Raw genomic sequence first — 22035 nt, 5'->3', positions numbered from 1 at the left:
GCGTTCTACTTGGCAGTGCTGATAACTTGCAACCCATTTTCTGTCAGCACAGCATGCAGCGCAATATCATGGGCTTCAGCGTCAATCTTGACGACACGCTGGCTTTCAAACGCAACACCAATCAGTTTGGGCGTTTTGCCTTTAATGTGCAGCTTTTCAATGGCGCGGTCATAATATCCCCCGCCATAGCCAATCCGGTTGCCCTGACGATCAACCGCCGCTAGCGGGATCAGCAAAACATCAGGATCAAGCACGTCTGCTTCTTCGCTTGGCCCATAGGTTCCAAAACCCGTCGGCACCAATTCAGCACCGTGCAAATAATGGCGAAATTCTATCGTCTGTTGATCAATCACAACAGGAAGACAAAGCTTGGCGTTAAACCTTGTCGCCAACTCAGCCATTAAAGGGCGAATATCAATCTCTGATCGTATAGGAAAAAAGCCAGAAACAATCTGGCCAGCTTCAATGCCCAGCGCATCGCTATAGATTGTGAGCGCTAACCCGGCTTCAATGCGTTCAGCATTAAGCATTGCATCACGCGCAGCTAAGGCCGCTTTTCGCATTTCATTTTTGGTAAGTGGTTGATTGACTGCCACCTTAGAACGCCCTGATAATATGGTTAGAATAAGCACAGATACTGCACCCATACCGGACGAAAATGCCAACCACAACAATCGGTGAAGAGATGCATCCCGGTGAACCTAACTGTGTAGGTGGGTGCCAGTTGAAAAAGCCCACGAGCCTAATCAGCGCCAGCTCCCTTAGAATGCGTAAGGTCCCGAGAATTTTGTCTTCTGCCGCAAAGCGCAGTCAGCGTAACAGATATAGGGATATTTGTGGCCTTATGAAAGAGCAAACAGGCGACAAATGAACGAATTTATGATGCTATCAAATCCACAGGATTAAAGACACGATATTTAGGCTTAATCGCTAGTGCCCAAAATAGATTTAATAAATCGATGGGCGGCCTGAAAAGCCGGATCGTGTTTTATAAATGAACCAACAAATTACGGCAGCACAAGAAAGATATAAAAACCCAATCAAAATGGTCAAAACGGGAATTGAACCTTTGAAAAAAACACCGATAAATTCGGTTTGTACAATACAGAGCGCTGCAATAGTAACAATGAGAACAGCCGCGAAAATATAAGTCGTTGAGTTTGCAATTTTCATAATCATCTCACAATCACAGTTCAAACAATTAAAATATGCAACGAGAGTTAAATTTTACACAACATATATTCATGGATAACGATTAATATACTTCAAATAAAAATTTAATAAAGAACAATAATTCGAGAAGTAAAAGTAAAAATGTACTTTAAAAAAACAACGCTTATTGCTTTATCATTACTCTTATCAGCCTGTCAGGAGGTCGCAAATCCGTCATCAGGCAGCGCTGCGCTTGAAAGTGGAGATTATTGCTACCGCAACATTTTCACCAATGGCGACACCACCGATATGGAAGAATTGCTGATTTCAATCGACGGCAAAGCGGCAAAAGGCAGCTATAATTGGCTTCCGCAATTTAAAGATCAACGCAAAGGAAGCATCGAAGGCACCGTTTCTGAGCAAACAATCACAGCCACCTACAATTTCAATCAAGAAGGCCAAAGCCAATCGGTTGATCTCACCATTGCCCTTACGGATAAGGATGCAACGGTTAAAGGCGGTGCACCAGAGCTGGGCTTGAACAGAACGCTCAACAAGGTTGAATGCTAATGCGTATGCCTTTGGAAAAATCCGTACCAGCCATGACGGCAATAGTCGTCTGGTTTTGCCTCGGCGTACAGCTTGTTCTGATTATCAATCAAATGACTGGCGAAGGTGCCACTGTTCTTGAAGCCGTTTGGCGATATTTCGGATTTTTCACCATCCTAACCAATATTGCTGTCGCACTTGTTGCCACTGCCATGGTGTTTTCAAAGCCTTCCTTTTTAAACAATGCACGCGCCAGAATGATCACCGCCGCTTCAATCGCATTGGTCGGCTTTGTCTATTCGGTCGCCTTGCGCTCGGTCTGGTCACCCACCGGATGGCAGTTGGTTGTAGACCGCGGCTTGCATGATGTATCCCCCATCATGTTCTTATTGGCGTGGTATCTTAGCCATCATGGAAAACTTGTTTGGCGTGATGCAATTTTGGCTGTCGCAGCCCCAATGGCTTATCTTTTATATGCGGTAACGCGCGGCGCGCTCGACGGATGGTATGCCTATTGGTTCTTGGATTTAACCCAGCTTTCGACCTTCGAATTCATCCGCAACACGCTACTCATCGCATTTGCTTTTTGCCTGTTTGCACTTGCACTCATTGCCTTGGACAAATGGTTGGCGCGGCGGCAATCACTCGATCAGCGCGGATAAATCATTGAGCAAGCCGGCTTTCGCACGTGTTGAAGGCGTTTCCTTCTGGCGTTTTTCATCTTGAAGCAATCGTGCAAACACAACTCGCCTGCCATCCTTTTCGGCCCAGCCGACGTACCAGCCAAAACCGCGTGAGCGGTTAAAGCTGCGATCTGCATTACGCGGAAAGGCAAGGCCTGTCTTGCCGTGAACTGTCCAGCCACTCTGCGCCTGATCGATCTGCACAATGCTTTTCGTCAGTTCCACAGCCTTGGCGCTCACCGGTAATTCATGGTTCAGCATGCGCGATAAATAGTGCACTTGTTCGCGCGGTGAAATCTCAAGCGACGAGGCAATCCATGCCCGCTCTAAACCATTGTTAAAGCCCTTATCGCCTGAAAAATTGGCATTGCCGAAGCCGATATTCTGCAAATAATCACTTATACGTTGAGCGCCCAAAGCATTGGTAATCTGCTGTGAATACCAAACAACTGAATAGCGCATCCAACGCTCCGGCGTCGTATCCTGCTGCCATGCCTTAACGCCCCAATCCGCATAGCCTTCTTTAAATGGCAAAACGGGTGATTGCGCAGATTTCAAATAGTCTGCATCAAAACCAATCAAGGCAAGAGCAACTTTGAATGTTGAAGCAGGCGTAGCGCGGGTGTCGCATTTGCCTTCTTCATGCAAAACATCAGATGAAGCAGCATCGATCACAATGGTGCAAATCGTCTTTGCGCTTGCTGTATGTGGCACAGCCGCAAAAATGATGACTGTAAAAAGAAGCGCTAACCTGCTCATTATTTGCCCTTAAAATTGGGAAGTTCTTTGTTCTCATCGCGGCACGTAAAAGGCGGAAACGTGCTTGCCGTTCCCGCATTCATGGAGGCGACAACCATCGCATTGGCAACTTCTAAATCATAATCTGACACCGGACAAACGCGAATATCATGGTCGCAATTCGCTTTAATGAAGCGCTCATGTTCGGCTACAAAATCCGCACTCATTTTGTCTTTATCGTAAAGCGTAATCGCCTTGTCCCACGCATCCGAATAACGCACGCACTTTTCTTGCTTCCAAGAAAGTGCCTGCCCATGAGCAAGCGGCGGGGAAATTAGCGGAAAAATCGACGCTAAGACAACAAGCCCCGCGAAGGGCTTCACAAATTTAATGGCAGATAAAACACGCATAAAGCTGCGCTAAACAGAACTTATGTCGGAATTATGTAATCGCCCTTTTTCACTTTGCTGCTTGTAATACACCTGTCACACAATTTGCTTAGGCGATTGACAACATCAAGAATGCCGTGCCCAACTTGCACCAGCAAAACACTCATCAGGAGAACACTATGTCCCAAATCATGCTCATGAAACGTCGCCAGTTTTTAGGCGGCGCTGCTGCCGTGACAGCGCTTGCCGTGTTGCACCCGTTTTCCGCCAAAGCTTCAGCAAATCAGGTGCATTTGCGCTTTATGGAAACAACCGATCTTCACGTCCATGTTTTCCCGTATGATTATTATAGCGACATGCCAACAGACACCGTTGGCCTTGCGCGCACCGCTTCCATCATCAAGGAAATTCGCGCCGAATCCACCAACTCAATGCTGGTCGATAATGGCGATTTTCTGCAAGGCAATCCGATGGGGGACTACATCGCCTATGAGCGCGGTATGAAAGAAGGCGACATGCATCCGGTCATTCAGGCCATGAACACGCTTGGCTATGAAGCCTCAACGCTTGGCAATCATGAGTTCAACTATGGCCTCGACTTTTTGATGAAAGCGCTGGCTGGTGCCAATTTCCCTGTTGTGTCGGCCAATATCGCCAAGGAAATGGGCGCTAATCCACGCGCCGACAAAACGCTGCTTAAGCCCTATGTAATCCTCGACAAAATGGTCAAAGACGGCGCGGGCAATGAGCACGCCATTAAAATCGGCCTTATCGGTTTTGTGCCGCCGCAAGTGATGAACTGGGACCGCAAACATTTAGAAGGCAAAGTTCAGGCCCGCGACATTGTGGAATCAGCTGAAGCCTATGTGCCAGAGATGAAAGAAGCTGGCGCAGACATTATCATCGCGCTTTCGCACTCTGGTATTGGCGATGCAAAACACACCGACGGCATGGAAAACGCCTCTGTTCCACTGGCAGAAGTCAAAGGCATTGACGCGCTGATGACGGGCCATAACCACCTCGTATTCCCGAGCGAAAAGTTCAGCGACTTTGCTGGTGTGGACGTTGCCAAAGGCACCATTCACGGCAAGCCTGCCGCGATGGGCGGCTTCTGGGGTTCGCACCTTGGCCTGATTGATCTGATGTTAGAGAAAGACGGCAATGAGTGGAAAGTCGTCACCAGCACCACCGAAGCGCGCCCAATCTCCATGCGCGGCGATGATCGCAAAGTAACAGCCCTCGTTGAAAGCCAAGAAGATGTGCTCGCCAGCGTGCAAAAAGAACATGACGAGACACTGAGTTATGTGCGCCGCTCTGTCGGCAAAACCGATGCGCCGCTCTATTCTTACTTTGCGCTGGTTGCCGATGATCCATCGGTGCAAATCGTCAGCCAAGCACAGCAATGGTATATTGCTGAAATGATGCAAGGCACCAAATGGGAAGGCCTGCCAATTCTATCGGCAGCAGCACCGTTTAAAGCCGGAGGCCGCGGCGGCGCTGATTATTATACCGATGTTGCTAAAGGCGATGTGGCGATTAAAAACGTGGCCGACCTTTATCTTTATCCAAACACGGTTCGCGCGGTCGAAGTTTCTGGCGCTGAGGTCAAAGACTGGCTGGAGCGTTCAGCAGGCATGTTCAATCAGGTAGAACTTGGCAAAGCAGATCAAGAACTGCTCAACCCTGAATTCCCATCTTATAATTTCGATGTGATGGACGGCGTGACCTATAAGATCGATCTGTCACAACCATCAAAATTTGATGGTGATGGCGTTGCGGTTAATCCAGATGCAAACCGCATTGTCGATTTGCAATTTGACGGTAAGCCGATTGATCCAGAAGCGCGCTTTGTGGTGGCAACCAACAATTACCGTGCCAGCGGCGGCGGCCAGTTTCCAGGCGCATTGGGCGATACAATCATCTTTGAAGGCCCAGACACCAACCGCGATGTGATCGTGCGCTATATTGTCGAGCAAGGCACGATCAGCCCAAGCGCAGACGGCAATTGGACATTCAAAGAACTGGAAGGCACATCGGTTGTGTTCGATACAGGCCCGAAAGCCAAACAATATGCCGCCAATGTCAAAGGCGTGAAAATCGAAGAAGCAGGCGATGGCGCAGACGGTTTCGCCCGCTTCCGCATCAACCTTTAAAACAAAAAGCGGGGTCAGCAATGGCCCCGCTAAAAACATCCCATAAACACCCTCGCAAAATTCTGCGGGGGTGTTTTATTTTTGCAGCACACGCTTGTCACCGCCGCACAGCTTTACAAAGCCTATCGCGGAGTTCTAACACTTTGCTGATAGAAATTGAAAAGGCCACGTAATGCTAATCAGCGTTGGTGATGAACGAACCGCGAGTGTTGACCTGCTTTTAGCAGGCCTTCTTTCCTCCATTGCAGGCGCGCTAAACGCGGTAGGTTTCATGGTTGCCGGATCATTCACGGCAAATATGACAGGCAACATATCTGCCTTTGCAGACTATCTCGCACATGGCTCGGTCATGATTGCGCTGTCTTTTGCAGGATTAACATTAGCCTTCATTTGCGGCGCAGGCATAACCGCGCTTGCCATACAAACGGGCGAGCGTTCCCAGCTCAAATCTATATTCGCCTTAGCGATTGCGGCCGAGGCTATTATTCTTTTGGGCTTGAGCGCTATCTTCATCTTGCTGGCAGACAAAACACCGGAAATGTTTCTGCTCATCATTTTGAGCTTTGTGATGGGCCTTCAAAACGCAGTCACCACGATGATAACGCAGGCACGCGTGCGAACGACCCACGTATCAGGAATGGCAACCGATATCGGCATCGAACTCGCCGCGCTCGCAGGAAGCGACCAGTTAAAACGCGAGGCCGTGCCAAAGCTCAAACTACACAGCTTAACCCTCGCCTGCTTTACCATTGGCGGTATTTGCGGCGTGCTTCTGTTCGGCCTTATTGACTATTGGCTGTTTGTCATCGCCGCAATGATGCTGCTGTTCATCGCATTACCCGAAGCAATACGTGCCCGCCGCAATAGGCGGTGAGTGGATGCGTTGAATAGGCGCAATAACTATCTACATCAAATATCCAGCGGGCCATTGACTGCAATTTTCGGATTGCGAAATCCCATTGCGACCCAAGCAGACAGTAGCTTGCCCATAAATCCCAGCGTATGCGTTTTGGGGTTTGGCACATCATCGGGCGGCGTTACACCAACGGCATCTTTTGTCATCGTGCGCATTTCTATCGCCGGGCGGTTTTCATTATTCCACAAATTAGCATAAATGCTCACCCAATGCCCCTGCTCAAACTCTAAGAACATTGGCGTATTGCAGCATGTCGCAACCACACGGCGGGTCTTAGCATCAGGCGAAAGGCGAAACTCTTTCAGGTTTTCAGCACCTGCAACGCAAGAAAAACGATCTTTGCGATACAACACAAAATGTGTTCCACCCAGTTTGGTCACAATGGATTGAGCGCCCCTTAATGTCTCGAATTTGGAAGCTGCCTTTGAGCAACTATCGCACAGACATTCCACGCTCATAATGGGCTCTTTGGTTACTTCAAGCGCTGTCGTTCCACATTTGCATAGAATTTTCGTCATCGAATTAGCTCCCTTTTGAAGGGTTGAAAATAAGGCGGATATATCGATCAAGATGGTCGAGGCTTTCAGTCGCTAAGGAAGGGTCATTACCCGCCTTGGCTAAAACAAAAGCACCCTGAATAACGGTTTGTGTGTGCCGTGCCAAACTTTCAGCTGTCCAGACACTATCCAACTTGTGCACTTTCATGGCATCGGCAATATCAGCTTCAAGCGTGTGAGCATGACCAAAAATACTATTCGCGCACGCATCGCGAATGGCTGGTGATATCGCATAAACTTCCTGCACCATCGTGCCGACCAAACAAGTAAATTCAGAAATATCACCATCGATAATGGCTTTGCGAAAAGCTACATAGGCAAGTATACGTTCAAGCGGATCATCATGCTGGTGATAAGGTGCATCGGCAAAAAACGCACCGGTGTTTTCAGCCCAAAAATTTGCTGCAGCCACACCAAGCGCTTCTTTGTTTTCAAAACAATGAAAGAACGCGCCTTTCGTAACACCTGCTTCTTCGCACAGATCAGCCACCGATGTGGCTGAATAACCTTTCGATCGGATAAGCAAAAGCGCCGCCTCTAATAAGCGTGTTTTCGCCTCACCTCGTTCCGGCTGATATTTGGTTGGTCTTGACATGAAGTTTACATACCGATCGACAGGTATGTATGTCAAGAAATTTTAGAAGGCATGCAAATGCATGCCCTTCACACTATTATTGACTATTCCTTGTTATGGTCGCATCGATGGTGCTGCTTGCATTACCCGAAGCAATACGTGCCCGCCGCAGATGGCAGTGAGTGGGTGGAACTGTTCCGCCTATCTACGTATAATCTCTAAAAATTCAAAACGAGGTGAGAAATTTCATATACGCCGATATCTCCAGCGCTTTAGAAGTCCATTATTCCCAAGTTCACTTATCTTGACTTCATATTTTAGCGGTTGCTCATGAAATTCAGCGTACTCAGATTTAACTTCCATGTGAAAGAAAGCTTTATATGTTTTGGGGCAAATACTTAGAAGGCCCGAATCAAACAATAAATGCACGTCAGCACGCATCAGAAGACCATTACCAACCTCAACTTCTTGAGCTCTATCGTAGGGGTCGATGTGTGCAGCTTGTATAACACAGCCAACTGTTGAGCCTGTTATACAGCATTGGTTACCATAAGCACCTAACAAACCTGCTCTAAACTTACTCTGCCCATGACGTGGCGGCGGAACCTTCTTCCAAAACTCGTTGATTTCAGTAGCATCCACTCGTTTTTTATTATCAGCACTTTCGTTAGATAATGAAATAAAATCAGCTACAGAAAAGAACTGCGTTTTTTTCAAGGAACTCTTCAATTCATTGGATGTGGCATAAAAGTCAGAATATAGACGCCGCTCACTTTGATCTCTCTCTCGATAAATCTGTATAGTGCGCTTACAGATTGCCTTCAGGGGAAATAGACCCTCACCAATTTTAAGAAATTCAGATTTAGCAGGCAATGATTCTGTTATTTTATAAAGCCATTTCTCGCCTTTGTTCTCTGTCTCACTGACAGCTTTTCTAAAATCCTCCATTGAGCAGTTTTCAAGGTCTTTTTGCTGCTGTTTTGTATGAAGTCTTTTTTCAGCTTCAGCTACATCTAAGCCACTACTGGTTGTTGAAGTTGACAATCCCAAATATCTAAAAGCTCCGTTTTTGTCATCAGAAAATGACGAATAATTCTTCCACTCACATTTATATGCACCATTTAGAAAGGCTGGCCTGTCTCGATTATTCTTCGTTCCATCGCTGGCAGCTGGCAACCATTCAAACTTACCTTTAAGAACAATATTTTCTGAAATCCTGAAGTCTCGATCAAACCGGTGTGAAAAATCCCTATCTGGAACTTTCCAATATCTGTCATCATTCGTTAGAATAATAGCCCAACCAACGGTCTGTTCTACCTCGTTTATTAATTGTTCCATGCTAGCTAGATCGGAAACGAAGTCATAGCGCCCATGATCTAATGCATTATGATCTTTTAACTCGATACCTTCGTCATCCAGCTCAAACTTGCTGGTCTTGTATCGAAAATTAATTGCAATCTTTGTTGCGCCATCACGAATAAAAAAATGTACTTTTGGGCCGGCCGTTTCAGGCCCCTTGTAATCTTCTTCCAATGTTGCTGATGGCCAAATAGCCTTTATTGTTTCGGCAACATGCTTCTTGTGACCACGGGAAATAAATACAGGGTGGCGCTTTGCTAGAGAAGACATAAATTCATCAATTGACAACATAGCGATCTCTCCAAATTTCACTCAACCACTTGAGTGAACCACTCTAAAACGCGTCAGACATTCAAGGGGAAAGCTCAAGACCACCGCCAGCCCCCCTAAACCAACTTGCCCGCAATCTCGTCGATTTTATCGGCGGCAGTTGTTAGGCGCTCAACGAGCGTTTCATCGCGTTTGTCAGCTTTGCTCAGCGCATCGTCGCGGGTGCGGCGCAGCGATTCCATTTCGGTTTCAATGCCTTTAACGCGCTTTTGCAGTTCGGTGAGTTCATCCATCACCATAATGCCCGCCATAACGGTGAGCCGTTGGTCGCCAATTTCGCCAAAGGATGATTTTAAATGGCCGACATATTTGTCGAACTTGGCCGCCAGCGCTTCAAGATGCTCTTCTTGCCCCGGATCGCAGGCCATTCGGTAGCTTTTGCCATCAATGGTAACATTAACCTGTGCCATTATTTATCCAATACCGCGCGGATTGTTTCCATCGCCGTAACCAGACGGCGCGACACTTCCTTATTGACTTCTTCAAGGCGCTCGCCTCGGCCCTCTGATATATCAAGCTCGCCAGCCAAGCGTGCACGGTCGGAATTCAGACGTTGCACTTCTTCTTCTGCGTCCTTGAATTCAGCGCGCACTTCGACATTGCGGTCTACCGCATCTTCTAATTTAGCCAGAGCTTTGTCCAAGCGGTTGAGCGCTTGGGTTAATGTTTGAGGCGCAGCCATTGTCGAACGATCATATCCCTTCGGCGTAACGTCAGCAGATAGTCGGTGCTGGGCATCCATGTTTCTTGAATGGCAATAAGGCCTTAGCATGGTCCCATAACACAGAACTTCAACTAGCCTTTGATCGACGCAAATTTCAAGCTATCATTGGCTTGATCAACAATTTTTGTGGTTTTATAAATCAATACTATATGAAGACTTCACAGCCAATATGATGCGTCGCAACACGCATTTGTTGACTCAAACACCCCACCTGCTATGTCTCGCACGAAATTTGAGTAGGCAGCCTTAAACTTGCCGCCCCCACTGAAAATGGACCTAAAAAATGACACGTGAAAAACATGACCGGATGGCCAATGCAATCCGCTTTTTGTCTATGGATGCTGTACAGGCAGCAAACTCTGGGCACCCAGGATTGCCGATGGGCGCAGCCGACGTTGCGACTGTCCTTTTCTCCAAGTTTTTAAAATTTGACCCAACCAACCCAAAATGGGCAGACCGCGACCGTTTCGTGCTTTCTGCGGGTCACGGCTCAATGCTGCTTTATTCCCTGCTCTATCTGACAGGCTATGAAGACATCACGATTGATGAGATCAAGAATTTCCGCCAACTCGGCGCAAAAACAGCCGGCCACCCTGAATATGGCCACGCTGCTGGTATTGAAACAACAACTGGCCCGCTTGGCCAAGGCGTTGCCAATGCTGTGGGCATGGCGATTGCAGAGCGCAAGCTTGCCGATGAGTTCACCGGCGACCTTGTTGACCATTACACATATGCATTGGTGGGCGATGGCTGCCTTATGGAAGGTATCAGCCAAGAGGCGATTTCCCTTGCAGGACACCTCAAGCTCAACAAATTGATCGTTTTATGGGACGACAACAAAATCACCATCGACGGTGCTGTTTCATTGTCAGATTCAACCGATCAGCGCGCGCGCTTTGAAGCCTCTGGCTGGGCAACCGAAGCTGTTGATGGTCACGACCCTGATGCGATTGCTGCGGCAATTGAAAAGGCAAAATCATCGGACAAGCCAACAATGATTGCTTGCGCCACGACAATCGGTTTTGGTGCCCCAACCAAAGCTGGCACATCTGGCGCACACGGCTCGCCGCTCGGCCCTGATGAAATCGCAGGCACACGCGCAGCGCTTGGCTGGTCAGCAGAACCGTTTGAAGTACCGTCAGAAATTCTTGATGATTGGCGCTTGGTTGGCCTTAACGCTGCCAAAGAACGTGTCACTTGGGAAAAACGCCTTGCTGGCTCAAGCCAAAAGGCTGAATTTGAACGCCGTATGCGCGGTGAATTACCAACTGGTTTTGTCTCTGCGATTGCAGATTACAAAAAGCAGCTTGTTAAAGATTTGCCAAAAGTGGCGACACGTAAAGCTTCTGAAATGGCGCTTAATGTCATCAATGCAGCCTTGCCAGAAACCATTGGCGGCTCTGCCGATTTGACAGGCTCTAACAACACCAAAACACCGCAAATGACGCCAATCACGCCGGACGATTTCTCCGGTCGCTATATCTATTACGGTATTCGCGAACATGGCATGGCAGCGGCAATGAACGGCATGTCATTGCATGGCGGCATCATTCCTTATGGCGGCGCATTCTTGATCTTCTCAGATTATTGCCGCCCGTCTATGCGCCTCGCATCCTTGATGGAAATCCGCAATATTTTCGTCATGACACATGATTCAATTGGTCTTGGCGAAGATGGCCCAACCCACCAGCCGGTGGAGCAATTGGCGTCGCTACGCGCTATTCCAAACCACAATGTGTTCCGCCCTGCCGATGTAACTGAAACAGCTGAATGCTGGCAGATTGCATTGGAAAGCGAAAAGACACCGTCCACATTGGCGCTCACACGTCAGGGCCTTCCAGCGGTTCGCAAAGAATACAATGAAGAAAACATGTGTGCTTATGGCGCTTATGAATTGGCAACAGCATCTGATGATGCGGTTGTGACATTGTTTGCCTCTGGTTCAGAAGTCGAAATCGTCTTGGCTGCCCGCGAAAAGCTTGAAGCAATGGGTCATCCAACACGGGTTATCTCTGTGCCATGTATGGAACTGTTTGAAAAACAGTCTGCTGATTACCAAAAAGCGATTATCGGGCAAGCGCAGGTTCGCATCGCGGTTGAAGCGGCTATCCGCCAAAGCTGGGATCGCTTTATCGGCTGGGACGGTGATTTCATCGGCATGAACTCATTCGGCGCATCTGCCCCGATTGATGATCTCTATAATCACTTCGGCATCACAGCAGACGCAGTTGTGGCGGCAGCTGAAGCAAAGCTTCATAAAAAAGAAGCATAATTTCGACTAATACATTGATCGGGGGACAAGATAATTCTCCCCCGACAGTTGGCTTTTTCTGCGACTAAGTTTACTAATCGATTGAATTCCTAAAATGGTGGTTTCGCCACCATGCGTGACTCCCACACTTATGGAGGCTTTATGTCTAAGAAACTTCGAATTGCCATTAACGGTTTTGGCCGCATCGGGCGCAATGTCGCGCGTGCCATTTATGAATCAGGCCGCACAGACATCGATATCGTTGCGATCAACGATCTTGGTCCTGTTGAGACAAACGCTCATTTGATGCGTTATGATTCAGTCCATGGCCGCTTCCCGGGCGTCATCACAGTTGAAGGCGACACCATCAAAGTCGGCGATGATAGCTTTAAAGTTCTTGCCGAACGTGATCCGAAAAACCTCCCATGGAAGGAATTGGACATTGATGTTGTTATGGAATGTACCGGCATTTTCACATCAAAAGAAAAAGCCTCATTCCATTTAGAAGCTGGTGCAAAGCGCGTTCTTGTTTCAGCGCCAGCATCAGGTGCAGACAAAACCATCGTTTATGGTGTGAACCATGATACGTTGACCAAAGACGATCTCATCGTTTCAAACGCATCATGTACAACAAACTGCCTGTCACCAGTTGCCTATGTTCTCAACAATGAGATCGGCATCGAAAAAGGCATGATGACAACCATTCACTCTTATACGGGTGACCAGCCAACGCTCGATACAATGCACAATGATTTGTATCGTGGCCGCGCAGCAGCGCTTTCCATGATCCCAACATCAACAGGCGCAGCCAAAGCTGTTGGCCTTGTTTTGCCAGAACTAAACGGCAAGCTGGACGGCATTTCAATCCGCGTACCAACACCAAACGTTTCTTTGGTTGACCTCAAGTTCATCGCTAAGCGCGACACGACAGCCGAAGAAGTCAACGCGGTTATCAAGAAAGCATCTGAAGGCGCGCTCAAAGGTATTTTGGGCTATACGGATGAAAAGCTTGTGTCTTCCGACTTCAACCATGATCCGCATTCATCGATTTTCCATGCGGAAAAAACATCTGTAATGGATGGCAATATGGTGTCTATCTTGACTTGGTATGACAATGAATGGGGCTTCTCAAACCGCATGGGCGACACTGCCATTGCAATGGGCAAGTTGATTTAAACAACCAAGCAATTCCAGCAAGTTGAGCGGAAAAGGAAACCATCCGGCGAATGGTTTCCCTGCGAAACGGGAAGCGGTTTTGCGTCCGGAATTGCGACAATAAATAATTCAAAAAGCCGCTTGAGCAATCAGGCGGCTTTTTTGTTGATGTGCGTCGATCCACTCACCTGCTAACGCTCTAGGCAGCACAAACACCAAGTATTGAGCTGTTCAGTTTACGTTCAGCACAGCCAAATTAAAACGAACGTATCAAATACGAAATATTTTATATCATGGGGAAATCACAATGTTCAAAAAAGTAAAAACGATCGCCACTGCGATTATCGTTGCGGGTCTATTTCTACCAACGCAAGTTTTAGCCGATCAAAAAGCGACCAAAGAAAGCGCCTCTATCGAAAAGCAGAAAGCGGGCAAACGCGATGGATTTACGCCAGTTGCGGGCGCTGCACTTGGGGTTAAAGATCCGGCTAAAAAACCTTGCGCTGCCAGTGATAAAAATTGCTTGAACAGTAAGACTGGTGAAAAACTTAAAAACACGGACCCAAGTGCCAATCGTTATGATTTTTAAAGTGAATGATAGATAGCTGAACTCTGACCGAAGATCGCCCATGGCGTGAAAACTGAAGCCTATCCGCCTTTATGATCGCTCGCACAACTTGGCAAAACCAGTTTGCGAGCGTTTCAATGGAATTTCTCTGGTTGCATATGCCAGCAGTCCGGTTATGCGACTTTGACTGTAAATAGTCGCAAGGAGTCCAAATTGACCATTGCTGAGAAGTGCGCAAAGGTCCGCTTTAGGGAGCGTGGTCAAATCGACTTTCTTGCAAGTGGTGTTACACATTGAGCAGATTTACATGGGAACGCGGGCCGTTCACACGATGCGCCAAGTGCGGTCAAACGACAATGGGCATACTTTCTTCCGGCGGGCAATTGTTGACCAAACGCTGCACCAACTGCCGAAGGACGGTGCAACTAGCTCTACCCGAATTAAGCAAAAAGGCGATCTATCTGGACCAGTTCATGTTCAGCATGATCTACAACGTCAAGAACGAAGGGAACCTGCCAAAGGGACATGAAGCCTTTGCAAAAGAAGTTTACGCCCTGCTAAGACGGTGCGTTCTTCTACAGCAAGTCTTCTTGCCTCACTCCGACATCCACCACGATGAGACGACGGTCTTCCACAGTTCTAAAGAACTGCGCGGCTTATATGAGTTCTTCGGTGGTGATGTTTCCGTAATGGATTCTCACGATGTGGAGCTTTTGCAGGACATCCAGTTTGCAAAGGCATACTTTGATGGCAAAGAGCCTGAGGTTTCTCTTGATGTAGATGAGATTACGGACAGCCGAAGAAATGAATGGCTGCCCGATATGCACGTTGACGTGCAGGCTGACTACAGCCAATTCGCAGATCACATTCGAACCGTGAGAGGCGAAGTGCATAATGCATTGAAACAACTCGCGGACACGTGGCTTAAGAAGAAGGCATCTTTCGCGGGTGTTCTCGAAAGTGAGTTTTCAGCAATTGGGCCAACAAAGAAGCAGGCCTTTGCGAAGTGGTTTGAGGAAGTCTCAAATCCTGATCCAAATGACCCTCTGGCATTATTAGAGAGTTCTGGCAGGCCTATATATCGTGAGTATAAAGAGCTTTGCCACCTTCTTGATGATCGGGGAGTTGATGAAGATAAGCAGGCGATTGAAATCATGAAGTTTTGGCATTGGGAACAGCAAAGGGAAATACCACATCAAAGGATTTCATCATACTTATTTGCCGCTGTTGCTAGGCGTGTCGTAATGGGCGAGAAGAGAATAGTTGATCGTGGACTTATGAAAGATGTGAGGACAATCTCGACGTACGCGCCTTACGTGGATGCGCTCTTCATCGACAAGCGCTGCGCTGCGCTATTGAAGGAAGAGCCACTTGGGACTGAGTTGGAGTACAAGGCCCGTATATTCTCTCTGAGTGACCCCGACGAATTCTTGGGATATTTACGGGAAATAGAAGACCAGACACCAGATGAGGTTCGCGAGTATGCGGCAATGATATACGGTATTGACTAGATGTGGTTGAGGTTAAAGCAGAATAGAAAGCAAGCGCGGCGAAGTATCGCCTCGCCCACATTGCCGCCATTCATTTTACCGCTGCAAAAACCACACCTGTTGCCGCGCTTTCCATTTGCCCCTCACCTCTTCCCACACTATCCTCAACCCCATGCAAAATGGCCCTCTTCTTTTTATTATAATTGCGATCGCACTTGCGGTTGCTATGTTGCTTATATCGTGGCTTGTGCGAAAGGCAGCAAGGCGGCAAATGCCCGGCTCGCATGAACGCGGCACACATTGGATCGGCCAAGCTAATCGGCGCGATGATGATTTTGATGGAGATGGACTATGAGACCTGAAGACATTGCAACGAATTCAGACGCGCAAGCGCTTCTTGATTTCTGGTTCAAAGAACATGATGGCAAAGACTGGTTCGGTGGCAAGGCGGAATTTGATGCGGAAGTCTCCAGCCGTTTCATGCTCACCTTGAAAAAGGCCGAACGCTGCGAATTGTTTGAATGGCGCGACACGCCGCAGGGCCGCTTGGCTGAAATTATCGCGCTCGACCAGTTTTCACGCCAGCTATACCGCGGCCATGCCGATGCCTTTAAAAACGATTCTTTGGCCCTCGCACTGGCGCAAGAAACGATCTCGCAGGGCCTCGACATGAAGCTGAATGAAAAAGAGCAGCAATTCCTCTACATGCCCTATATGCATGCCGAAAGCCTTGCCATTCAAAATGAAGGGCTCAATCTTTTCCGCAAGCTTAGTGATGACCTTTATGAGTTTCAGCTAAACCATACCAAAGTCATCGAACGTTTTGGCCGCTTTCCTAAGCGCAACGCCGCCCTTGGCCGTGCATCAACACCCGATGAAGTGGCCTATATGAATGAACGCGGCGACTCGATGTTTTAATTGCAAGCAACAGCGATTCCATTTAGGTCAATATAGCTGACCTTTTAGGAATCGCTGCCATGCTTGAACTTTTCACTGTTATCTCAATCACCATAATCGTTGCCATTGTGCCGGGCCCAGACTTTGTGGTTGTGGTGCGCAACGCGCTGATGGGCGGGCGCCTTTCTGGCATTATGACAGCACTGGGCATCGCACTGGCCCTTGGCGTACATGTCACTTATGCCTTGGCAGGCATTGGCCTGCTCGTGTCTCAATCTATCTTTTTGTTCAACACACTTAAGCTCATTGGTGCTGCCTATTTAATATTCTTAGGCATCACCATGTATCGCACCGCCTCGTCTAAAATGGACGATGTTGAAACAAAAGCTGCCATTTCGCCCTGGCGCGCTTTGCGCTGGGGGTTTTTAACAAATGTAACCAATCCCAAAGCGACAATGTTTGCGCTGTCGGTTTTTGTGCAGGTCACATCGCCCGCCACTCCGCTCCTCACACAAGTCGGTTATGGCTTCATCATGGCAGGCGGCGTGTTTTTATGGTTCGTTCTGGTCACGATGTTTTTTACGTTCACACCAATACGCGAAGCTTTTCTTAAAATTAAAAAGTCACTTGAACAAAGCCTCGGTGTGTTGCTGGCAGCCTTTGGTATCGGTATAGCATTGACAACAAGTTCAACGCGCTAACGAGAGCTTTTCGCGTTTAACATGGTACAAAAAGAATCATTTAACGCGAAACGCTTTAACGGACACAACATGACCTTCAAAACGCTAGACGATCTTCCAAACGATATTGCCGGAAAACGCGCCCTCGTCCGCGTCGATTTGAATGTGCCCATCGTCGACGGTGCGGTTTCTGATAGAACCCGCCTTCAGCGCATTGCGCCAACAATTGAAGAACTGTCACGCAAAGGCGTCAAAGTTGTTCTTCTTGCCCATTTTGGCCGTCCAAAGGGCAAAGTGGTTGAAGAGATGAGCCTTCGCCCCATCGCGCAAGCGCTGGAAGAAGTGCTGGACCACCGTGTTGATTTTGCTCACAATTGCATTGGCGCAGAAGCTGCCAAAGAAGTTGGCGAAATGACAGGCGGCGATATTGTTCTGTTAGAGAACACACGCTTCCACGATGGCGAAGAAAAAAACGATGCGGCATTTGCCAAAGCATTGGCTGAAAACGGCGATATCTATATCAATGATGCCTTTTCTGCAGCACACCGCGCCCATGCCTCAACCGAAGGCCTTGCCCATTTGCTACCGGCCTTTGCTGGCCGCACAATGGAAGCCGAACTTAACGCACTGAACAAAGCCCTTGGCGATCCAAAGCGTCCGCTTGGTGCCGTTGTTGGCGGCGCAAAGGTTTCAACCAAGATCGACCTTTTAGAAAACCTCGTCGGCAAGCTGGATGTGCTCATCATCGGCGGCGGCATGGCCAACACTTTCATCGCTGCGAATGGCGCTGAAATGGGTGCCTCGCTGCAAGAGGCCGATATGCATGACAAAGCCAAAGCGATCATGGCCGCAGCAGAAAAAAGCGGCTGCCGCATCGTGCTGCCCGTTGATGGCCGCGTAACAACAGAATTCGCGCCCAATGCACCAACGGAAAGCATCACCTTTGATAGCGAAACAAAACTGCGCGACGACCAAATGTCACTTGATGCAGGCGACGAAGCGGTCAAAAACGTAATCGCTGAATTCGACAAGCTCAACACGCTCATCTGGAATGGCCCGTTTGGCGTGTTTGAAATGCCGCCTTTCGACACAGCAACAATGGCAACGGCGAAAGCTGCGGCCGCATTAACAAAGTCCGGCCGTTTGATTTCCGTTGCTGGTGGCGGCGATACCGTGTCCGCACTCAATCAGGCTGGCGTTGCAGGCGACTTTACCTACATCTCCACCGCAGGCGGTGCGTTTCTTGAATGGATGGAAGGCAAAGAATTGCCAGGCGTTAAAGCGCTCGGCTAAGCCCTACTCAGTTTTACCAATTTTGCGGCCATCATGGATTTGTCATTCATGGTGGCCGTTTCGATTCGGCAATAAGCTGCATCGATGCACAGAATTTCTGTGGACATATCCAAGCCTTCTTAACCTTACTTGAAAAATTCTAAGCACTTAAAACGATTGAATAAAATTTAATCGTTTTAAGTATTTTAAAGCCTGTTTAAATTTTTGAAATCCACTGTTATGGCGTTCCAACAGCTCATTTTGAGCAACACTAATGTTGATGTCACGATAGGGAAAATCGCATGTCTGATAATTTGATGGCTCAAAAAATCGCCAAGAATGATGGTTTTATTGCTGCGCTTGACCAGTCAGGCGGCTCAACGCCCAAAGCGCTCAAGCTTTACGGCATTGAAGAAAACGCCTACCGCGATGAAAACGAAATGTTCGCGCTCATTCACCAAATGCGCAGCCGCATTGTGAAATCTCCTGCCTTTAACGGCGACAAAGTTATTGGCGCGATCCTTTTTGAGCGCACAATGGACGGCGATGTCGACGGCAAACCTACAGCCGATTACCTTTGGCAAGATTGTAATGTCGTGCCATTCCTGAAAGTCGACAAAGGCTTGATGGCTGAAGAAAACGGCGTTCAGCTGATGAAGCCGATGGATGATTTAGGCACGCTTCTTAAACGCGCTGCGTCTAAAAATGTTTTCGGCACAAAAATGCGCTCGGTCATTAATGGGGCCAATGAAACAGGCATCGCGGCCAATGTCGCCCAGCAGTTTGAAGTTGGCCGTCAAATCCTTGACCATGGTCTTGTGCCAATCATTGAGCCAGAAATCACAATCTCGATTGCTGACAAAGCCCAAGCTGAAGAAATCCTGCTTGAGCAAATCGCCAAGCAACTTGATAGCGTGCCGCTTGGCCAACAAGTTATGCTAAAGCTCTCATTGCCAACAAAAGCCAATATTTACCGCCCTTTGATCAATGATCCACGCGTCATGCGCGTTGTCGCACTTTCCGGCGGCTATTCACGCAACGAGGCCAACAGCCTTCTGAGCCTCAATGTGGGCATGATCGCCAGCTTCTCACGCGCATTGACAGAAGGTCTGTCCGCCCATCAGCCTGACCCTGATTTTGATGGCGCACTGGCTGAAACAATCGACAGCATTTTTTCAGCTTCTAAAGCTGCATAAGTGTAACTGACAAAATTGTGACAAAAGGCCCGTAGCATTGCTGCGGGCTTTTTGCTTTATGGGCATTTATCTACAAGCAACCTGTCGGAACTCCCATGTCGAACACCAGATCATCACTTCTCAGCTGGCTCATGTTTCCGGTCTATGCTTGGCAGGGCATTCAATTGCGCAGGCGCATCGAGCGCTTGCTGCCGGCTTTTCTGCCCCATAGCGGTCAATTGGGCGACGGTGATCCAGCGTTCAAAATCCTCACCCTTGGCGACAGCACCGTTGCCAGTGTCGGCATGGAAGAGCTGGAACACACCCTCACCTTCAACATTGCAAAAGCGGTTCATGACAAGACTGGAAAAAGCGTCGCTTGGCGCTCGGCTGGCGGCAATTCTGCAACCGCAGATCTGGTGCGCGATTATATTTTGCCGCATATTGAAGAGCGTGATTTCACCCATGTGATTATCGCCGTTGGCACCAACGATATGAAGAATTTCCACGCCATACCGACCTTCAAGAAAAGCTTTGGCACATTGCTCTATGCCGTGCGCACGCGCTTTCCGCAGGCGCAAATCATCTGGACGCCCGTTGCCGACATGACGAAATTTCCCTCGCTACCAAGCGGCCTTGCAAAAGTGCTGAGCTACCGCGCAGCGCTGATTAACGCCAAGGGCAAACAATTATGCGAGGAGCGAGGCGCGCTCTATTCAGAGCCTATCCCGATTGAAGATGTAAGCGGCTTTGCCCGTGATGGCTTTCATGCTGGCCCCGATGGTTATCGCATCTGGGGCGAGCATTTAAGCCGCTATATTGTAAAAGACTAGCCAGCCGCAACGCGCGTCAACGCGCCATCAACCGCATGAATAATCTCGTCAATATCTGACTTGGTGGCAATCAGCGCCGGTGAGAAACACAGCGTATTGTTAAAGCCTTTGAGCGAACGGTTCGTCGCGCCAATGATAACCGCATTTTCCTTCATGCAATCAGCAACAACGGCCTGCGCCACGCTTTCCGGCACGGGTTCTTTGGTGTCGCGGTCGCTCACAAGTTCGGCGCCAACAAACAGCCCCTTGCCGCGCACATCACCGATCAGCACATGCTTGGCTTTCAGCTCTTCGAGCCTTTCCAGCATATATTCGCCCATCTTGGTGGTGTTTTCCAAAAGGTTCTCGTCTTCCAGAATACGCATATTTTCAATCGCCGCCGCAGGGCCAGCCGTACAGCCGCCAAAGGTGGAAATATCGCGGAAATAGTTCAGCGGATCAGCAGCATCAGACTTAAACTCGTTAAACACTTCTTCGGTTGTCACGGTACAAGAAATCGCCGCATAGCCAGAAGCAACCCCCTTCGCCATCGTCACAATGTCAGGCTTCACACCATAGTGCTGATAGCCAAACCATGTGCCCGTGCGGCCCATGCCGCAAACCACTTCGTCGATGATCAGCAGCACATCATATTTCTTGCAGATTTCCTGCACACGGTCCCAATAGCCTTGCGGTGGCACAATCACGCCGCCGCCCGCTGTCACTGGCTCAAGAATAAGCCCGCCCACAGTGTCCGCGCCTTCGCGCAAGATCACTTCTTCAATCGCATTGGCGGCGCGAATGCCATAATCGTCCACATCGCCCCACTGCGAGCGATATTCAAGACAATGCGGCACAGGCACAAAACCTGGCGTGTAAGGGCCGTAAAGGTCGCGGCGCTCGTCCTGCCCGCCCGATGATAGCGCGGTAATGGTCGTGCCGTGATAATCGCGCTCGCGATAAAGAATCTTATGCTTTTTGCCGCCATATTTTTGATGCGCGATTTGGCGCACAAATTTATAGGCTTTCTCATTGGCTTCAGAACCAGAGTTTGAATAATAAACGCGGCTCATGCCCGGCATTTTGGCAATCAGCATTTCAGCAAAATTCGCCCCCGGAATAGAGCCGGTTGTGCCGCCAAAGAAATTCATTTTAACAAGCTGGTCGCGCACCGCATCGGCAATGGTTTCGCGGCCATAGCCCACATTCACGGTCCACACGCCGCCCGATACGGCATCAAGGTGCTCGCGCCCCGCTTGGTTCCACACCCGCAGGCCCTTGCCCTCAATAATCATCAGCGGGTCAACGGTTTCAAACTTCTTGTGCTGGCTAAGGTGATGCCAGATATGGGCTTTGTCAGCCTCAACGACAGATGTGTAATCGTTGATATTGGTTGGCTTATTCATTGTGATCTCCCGATTACGCGGCCCTGCGCTCGCGACTTAAATTGATACTGAAGCATCACGTTAAAACAAGCAAAAGGTTTAGGTCCAGATATTTTATGAATAGGGACCAGATGGGGGGAGTAAGCTGTTAGTAATCAATTCACACCTAGAAAATCTATGATTTAAGTATAAAGTGAAGAAAGGACGGAGCGATTTTTTCGCTAGC

General features: G+C 48.6%; 23 protein-coding genes and 1 other RNA gene. 13 read left to right on the top strand and 11 right to left on the bottom strand.

What is annotated here, in order from left to right; all coding sequences use genetic code 11:
• Positions 1-5: 5 nt before the first annotated feature.
• The 3 genes from C504_RS0110020 to C504_RS0110015 form a co-directional block, all read right to left on the bottom strand.
• Complete coding sequence (locus C504_RS0110020) at positions 6-563, bottom strand: 5-formyltetrahydrofolate cyclo-ligase (protein ID WP_041951686.1); 558 nt, start codon at positions 561-563, stop codon at positions 6-8.
• 95 nt (positions 564-658) lie between these two features.
• Positions 659-816: non-coding RNA, 6S RNA (gene ssrS / locus C504_RS19100), on the bottom strand.
• A 132-nt stretch (positions 817-948) separates the two neighbouring features.
• A complete protein-coding gene (locus tag C504_RS0110015; protein WP_018689200.1) occupies positions 949-1173 on the bottom strand; it encodes a hypothetical protein in 225 nt (74 codons plus the stop codon).
• A gap of 141 nt (positions 1174-1314) precedes the next feature.
• Between C504_RS0110015 and C504_RS0110010 the strand changes: the two genes are divergently transcribed.
• Both C504_RS0110010 and C504_RS0110005 read left to right on the top strand, forming a co-directional pair.
• A complete protein-coding gene (locus C504_RS0110010) occupies positions 1315-1722 on the top strand; it encodes a hypothetical protein (RefSeq protein WP_018689199.1) in 408 nt (135 codons plus the stop codon).
• On the top strand, positions 1722-2363 hold the full coding sequence (locus C504_RS0110005) for a Pr6Pr family membrane protein (RefSeq protein WP_018689198.1): 642 nt from the start codon (positions 1722-1724) through the stop codon (positions 2361-2363). Before C504_RS0110010 ends, C504_RS0110005 begins: the two co-directional genes overlap by 1 nt.
• Here C504_RS0110005 and blaOXA read toward each other — a convergent pair.
• Positions 2343-3143, bottom strand: a complete 801-nt coding sequence (blaOXA, locus tag C504_RS0110000) for a class D beta-lactamase (RefSeq protein ID WP_018689197.1) — start codon at positions 3141-3143, stop codon at positions 2343-2345. The two genes, C504_RS0110005 and blaOXA, sit on opposite strands and share 21 nt — an antisense overlap.
• Complete coding sequence (locus tag C504_RS0109995) at positions 3143-3532, bottom strand: hypothetical protein (RefSeq protein WP_018689196.1); 390 nt, start codon at positions 3530-3532, stop codon at positions 3143-3145. Before C504_RS0109995 ends, blaOXA begins: the two co-directional genes overlap by 1 nt.
• A gap of 158 nt (positions 3533-3690) precedes the next feature.
• Between C504_RS0109995 and C504_RS0109990 the strand changes: the two genes are divergently transcribed.
• Together C504_RS0109990 and C504_RS0109985 are read left to right on the top strand one after the other, a co-directional pair.
• Positions 3691-5664 carry a bifunctional 2',3'-cyclic-nucleotide 2'-phosphodiesterase/3'-nucleotidase gene (locus tag C504_RS0109990; RefSeq protein WP_018689195.1) on the top strand — a complete coding sequence of 658 codons (1974 nt, stop codon included), beginning with the start codon at positions 3691-3693 and terminating at the stop codon, positions 5662-5664.
• 172 nt (positions 5665-5836) lie between these two features.
• The gene (locus C504_RS0109985; RefSeq protein WP_018689194.1) at positions 5837-6538 is read left to right on the top strand and encodes a YoaK family protein; all 702 of its coding nucleotides are present in this window, start codon (positions 5837-5839) and stop codon (positions 6536-6538) included.
• A gap of 35 nt (positions 6539-6573) precedes the next feature.
• Here the strand turns inward: C504_RS0109985 and C504_RS0109980 are convergent, their stop codons facing one another.
• The 5 genes from C504_RS0109980 to C504_RS0109960 form a co-directional block, all read right to left on the bottom strand.
• Positions 6574-7098, bottom strand: coding sequence for a GFA family protein (locus tag C504_RS0109980; protein WP_018689193.1), 525 nt, complete (start codon positions 7096-7098; stop codon positions 6574-6576).
• Between the two features lie 4 nt (positions 7099-7102).
• Complete coding sequence (locus C504_RS0109975) at positions 7103-7732, bottom strand: TetR/AcrR family transcriptional regulator (RefSeq protein WP_018689192.1); 630 nt, start codon at positions 7730-7732, stop codon at positions 7103-7105.
• 225 nt (positions 7733-7957) lie between these two features.
• Positions 7958-9361, bottom strand: a complete 1404-nt coding sequence (locus tag C504_RS18325) for an HNH endonuclease signature motif containing protein (RefSeq protein WP_018689191.1) — start codon at positions 9359-9361, stop codon at positions 7958-7960.
• Positions 9362-9456: 95 nt separating this feature from the next.
• Complete coding sequence (locus C504_RS0109965; RefSeq protein ID WP_018689190.1) at positions 9457-9810, bottom strand: cell division protein ZapA; 354 nt, start codon at positions 9808-9810, stop codon at positions 9457-9459.
• Complete coding sequence (locus C504_RS0109960) at positions 9810-10082, bottom strand: DUF4164 domain-containing protein (protein WP_026317379.1); 273 nt, start codon at positions 10080-10082, stop codon at positions 9810-9812. Before C504_RS0109960 ends, C504_RS0109965 begins: the two co-directional genes overlap by 1 nt.
• A 325-nt stretch (positions 10083-10407) precedes the next feature.
• On the opposite strand from C504_RS0109960, the gene tkt reads away from it, so the two are divergent.
• From tkt to C504_RS0109910, 9 genes are all read left to right on the top strand, one after another.
• Positions 10408-12396: a transketolase gene (tkt, locus tag C504_RS0109955; protein WP_018689188.1), complete on the top strand. Its 1989-nt coding sequence runs from the start codon at positions 10408-10410 to the stop codon at positions 12394-12396.
• A 141-nt stretch (positions 12397-12537) separates the two neighbouring features.
• Complete coding sequence (gene gap, locus C504_RS0109950; protein WP_018689187.1) at positions 12538-13551, top strand: type I glyceraldehyde-3-phosphate dehydrogenase; 1014 nt, start codon at positions 12538-12540, stop codon at positions 13549-13551.
• A 286-nt stretch (positions 13552-13837) separates the two neighbouring features.
• A complete protein-coding gene (locus C504_RS0109945; protein WP_018689186.1) occupies positions 13838-14119 on the top strand; it encodes a hypothetical protein in 282 nt (93 codons plus the stop codon).
• A 452-nt stretch (positions 14120-14571) separates the two neighbouring features.
• The gene (locus C504_RS0109940) at positions 14572-15609 is read left to right on the top strand and encodes a hypothetical protein (RefSeq protein ID WP_156815917.1); all 1038 of its coding nucleotides are present in this window, start codon (positions 14572-14574) and stop codon (positions 15607-15609) included.
• Between the two features lie 330 nt (positions 15610-15939).
• Complete coding sequence (locus C504_RS0109930) at positions 15940-16506, top strand: DUF924 family protein (RefSeq protein WP_018689183.1); 567 nt, start codon at positions 15940-15942, stop codon at positions 16504-16506.
• Between the two features lie 59 nt (positions 16507-16565).
• Positions 16566-17186 (top strand): LysE family translocator, encoded by a 621-nt coding sequence (locus C504_RS0109925; RefSeq protein WP_018689182.1) that lies wholly within the window; start codon positions 16566-16568, stop codon positions 17184-17186.
• Positions 17187-17255: 69 nt separating this feature from the next.
• Positions 17256-18458 carry a phosphoglycerate kinase gene (locus C504_RS0109920; protein WP_026317377.1) on the top strand — a complete coding sequence of 401 codons (1203 nt, stop codon included), beginning with the start codon at positions 17256-17258 and terminating at the stop codon, positions 18456-18458.
• A 281-nt stretch (positions 18459-18739) separates the two neighbouring features.
• Complete coding sequence (locus tag C504_RS0109915; protein ID WP_018689180.1) at positions 18740-19633, top strand: fructose bisphosphate aldolase; 894 nt, start codon at positions 18740-18742, stop codon at positions 19631-19633.
• A 95-nt stretch (positions 19634-19728) separates the two neighbouring features.
• A complete protein-coding gene (locus tag C504_RS0109910) occupies positions 19729-20445 on the top strand; it encodes an SGNH/GDSL hydrolase family protein (protein ID WP_018689179.1) in 717 nt (238 codons plus the stop codon).
• Here the strand turns inward: C504_RS0109910 and C504_RS0109905 are convergent.
• Positions 20442-21830, bottom strand: coding sequence for an aminotransferase family protein (locus C504_RS0109905; protein ID WP_018689178.1), 1389 nt, complete (start codon positions 21828-21830; stop codon positions 20442-20444). The two genes, C504_RS0109910 and C504_RS0109905, sit on opposite strands and share 4 nt — an antisense overlap.
• Positions 21831-22035: the final 205 nt, after the last annotated feature.

Origin of the sequence: Ahrensia kielensis DSM 5890 (assembly GCF_000374465.1) — a bacterium.
Taxonomy (GTDB): Bacteria; Pseudomonadota; Alphaproteobacteria; order Rhizobiales; family Rhizobiaceae; genus Ahrensia; species Ahrensia kielensis.
This window is presented reverse-complemented; position numbering and strand designations above follow the sequence as displayed.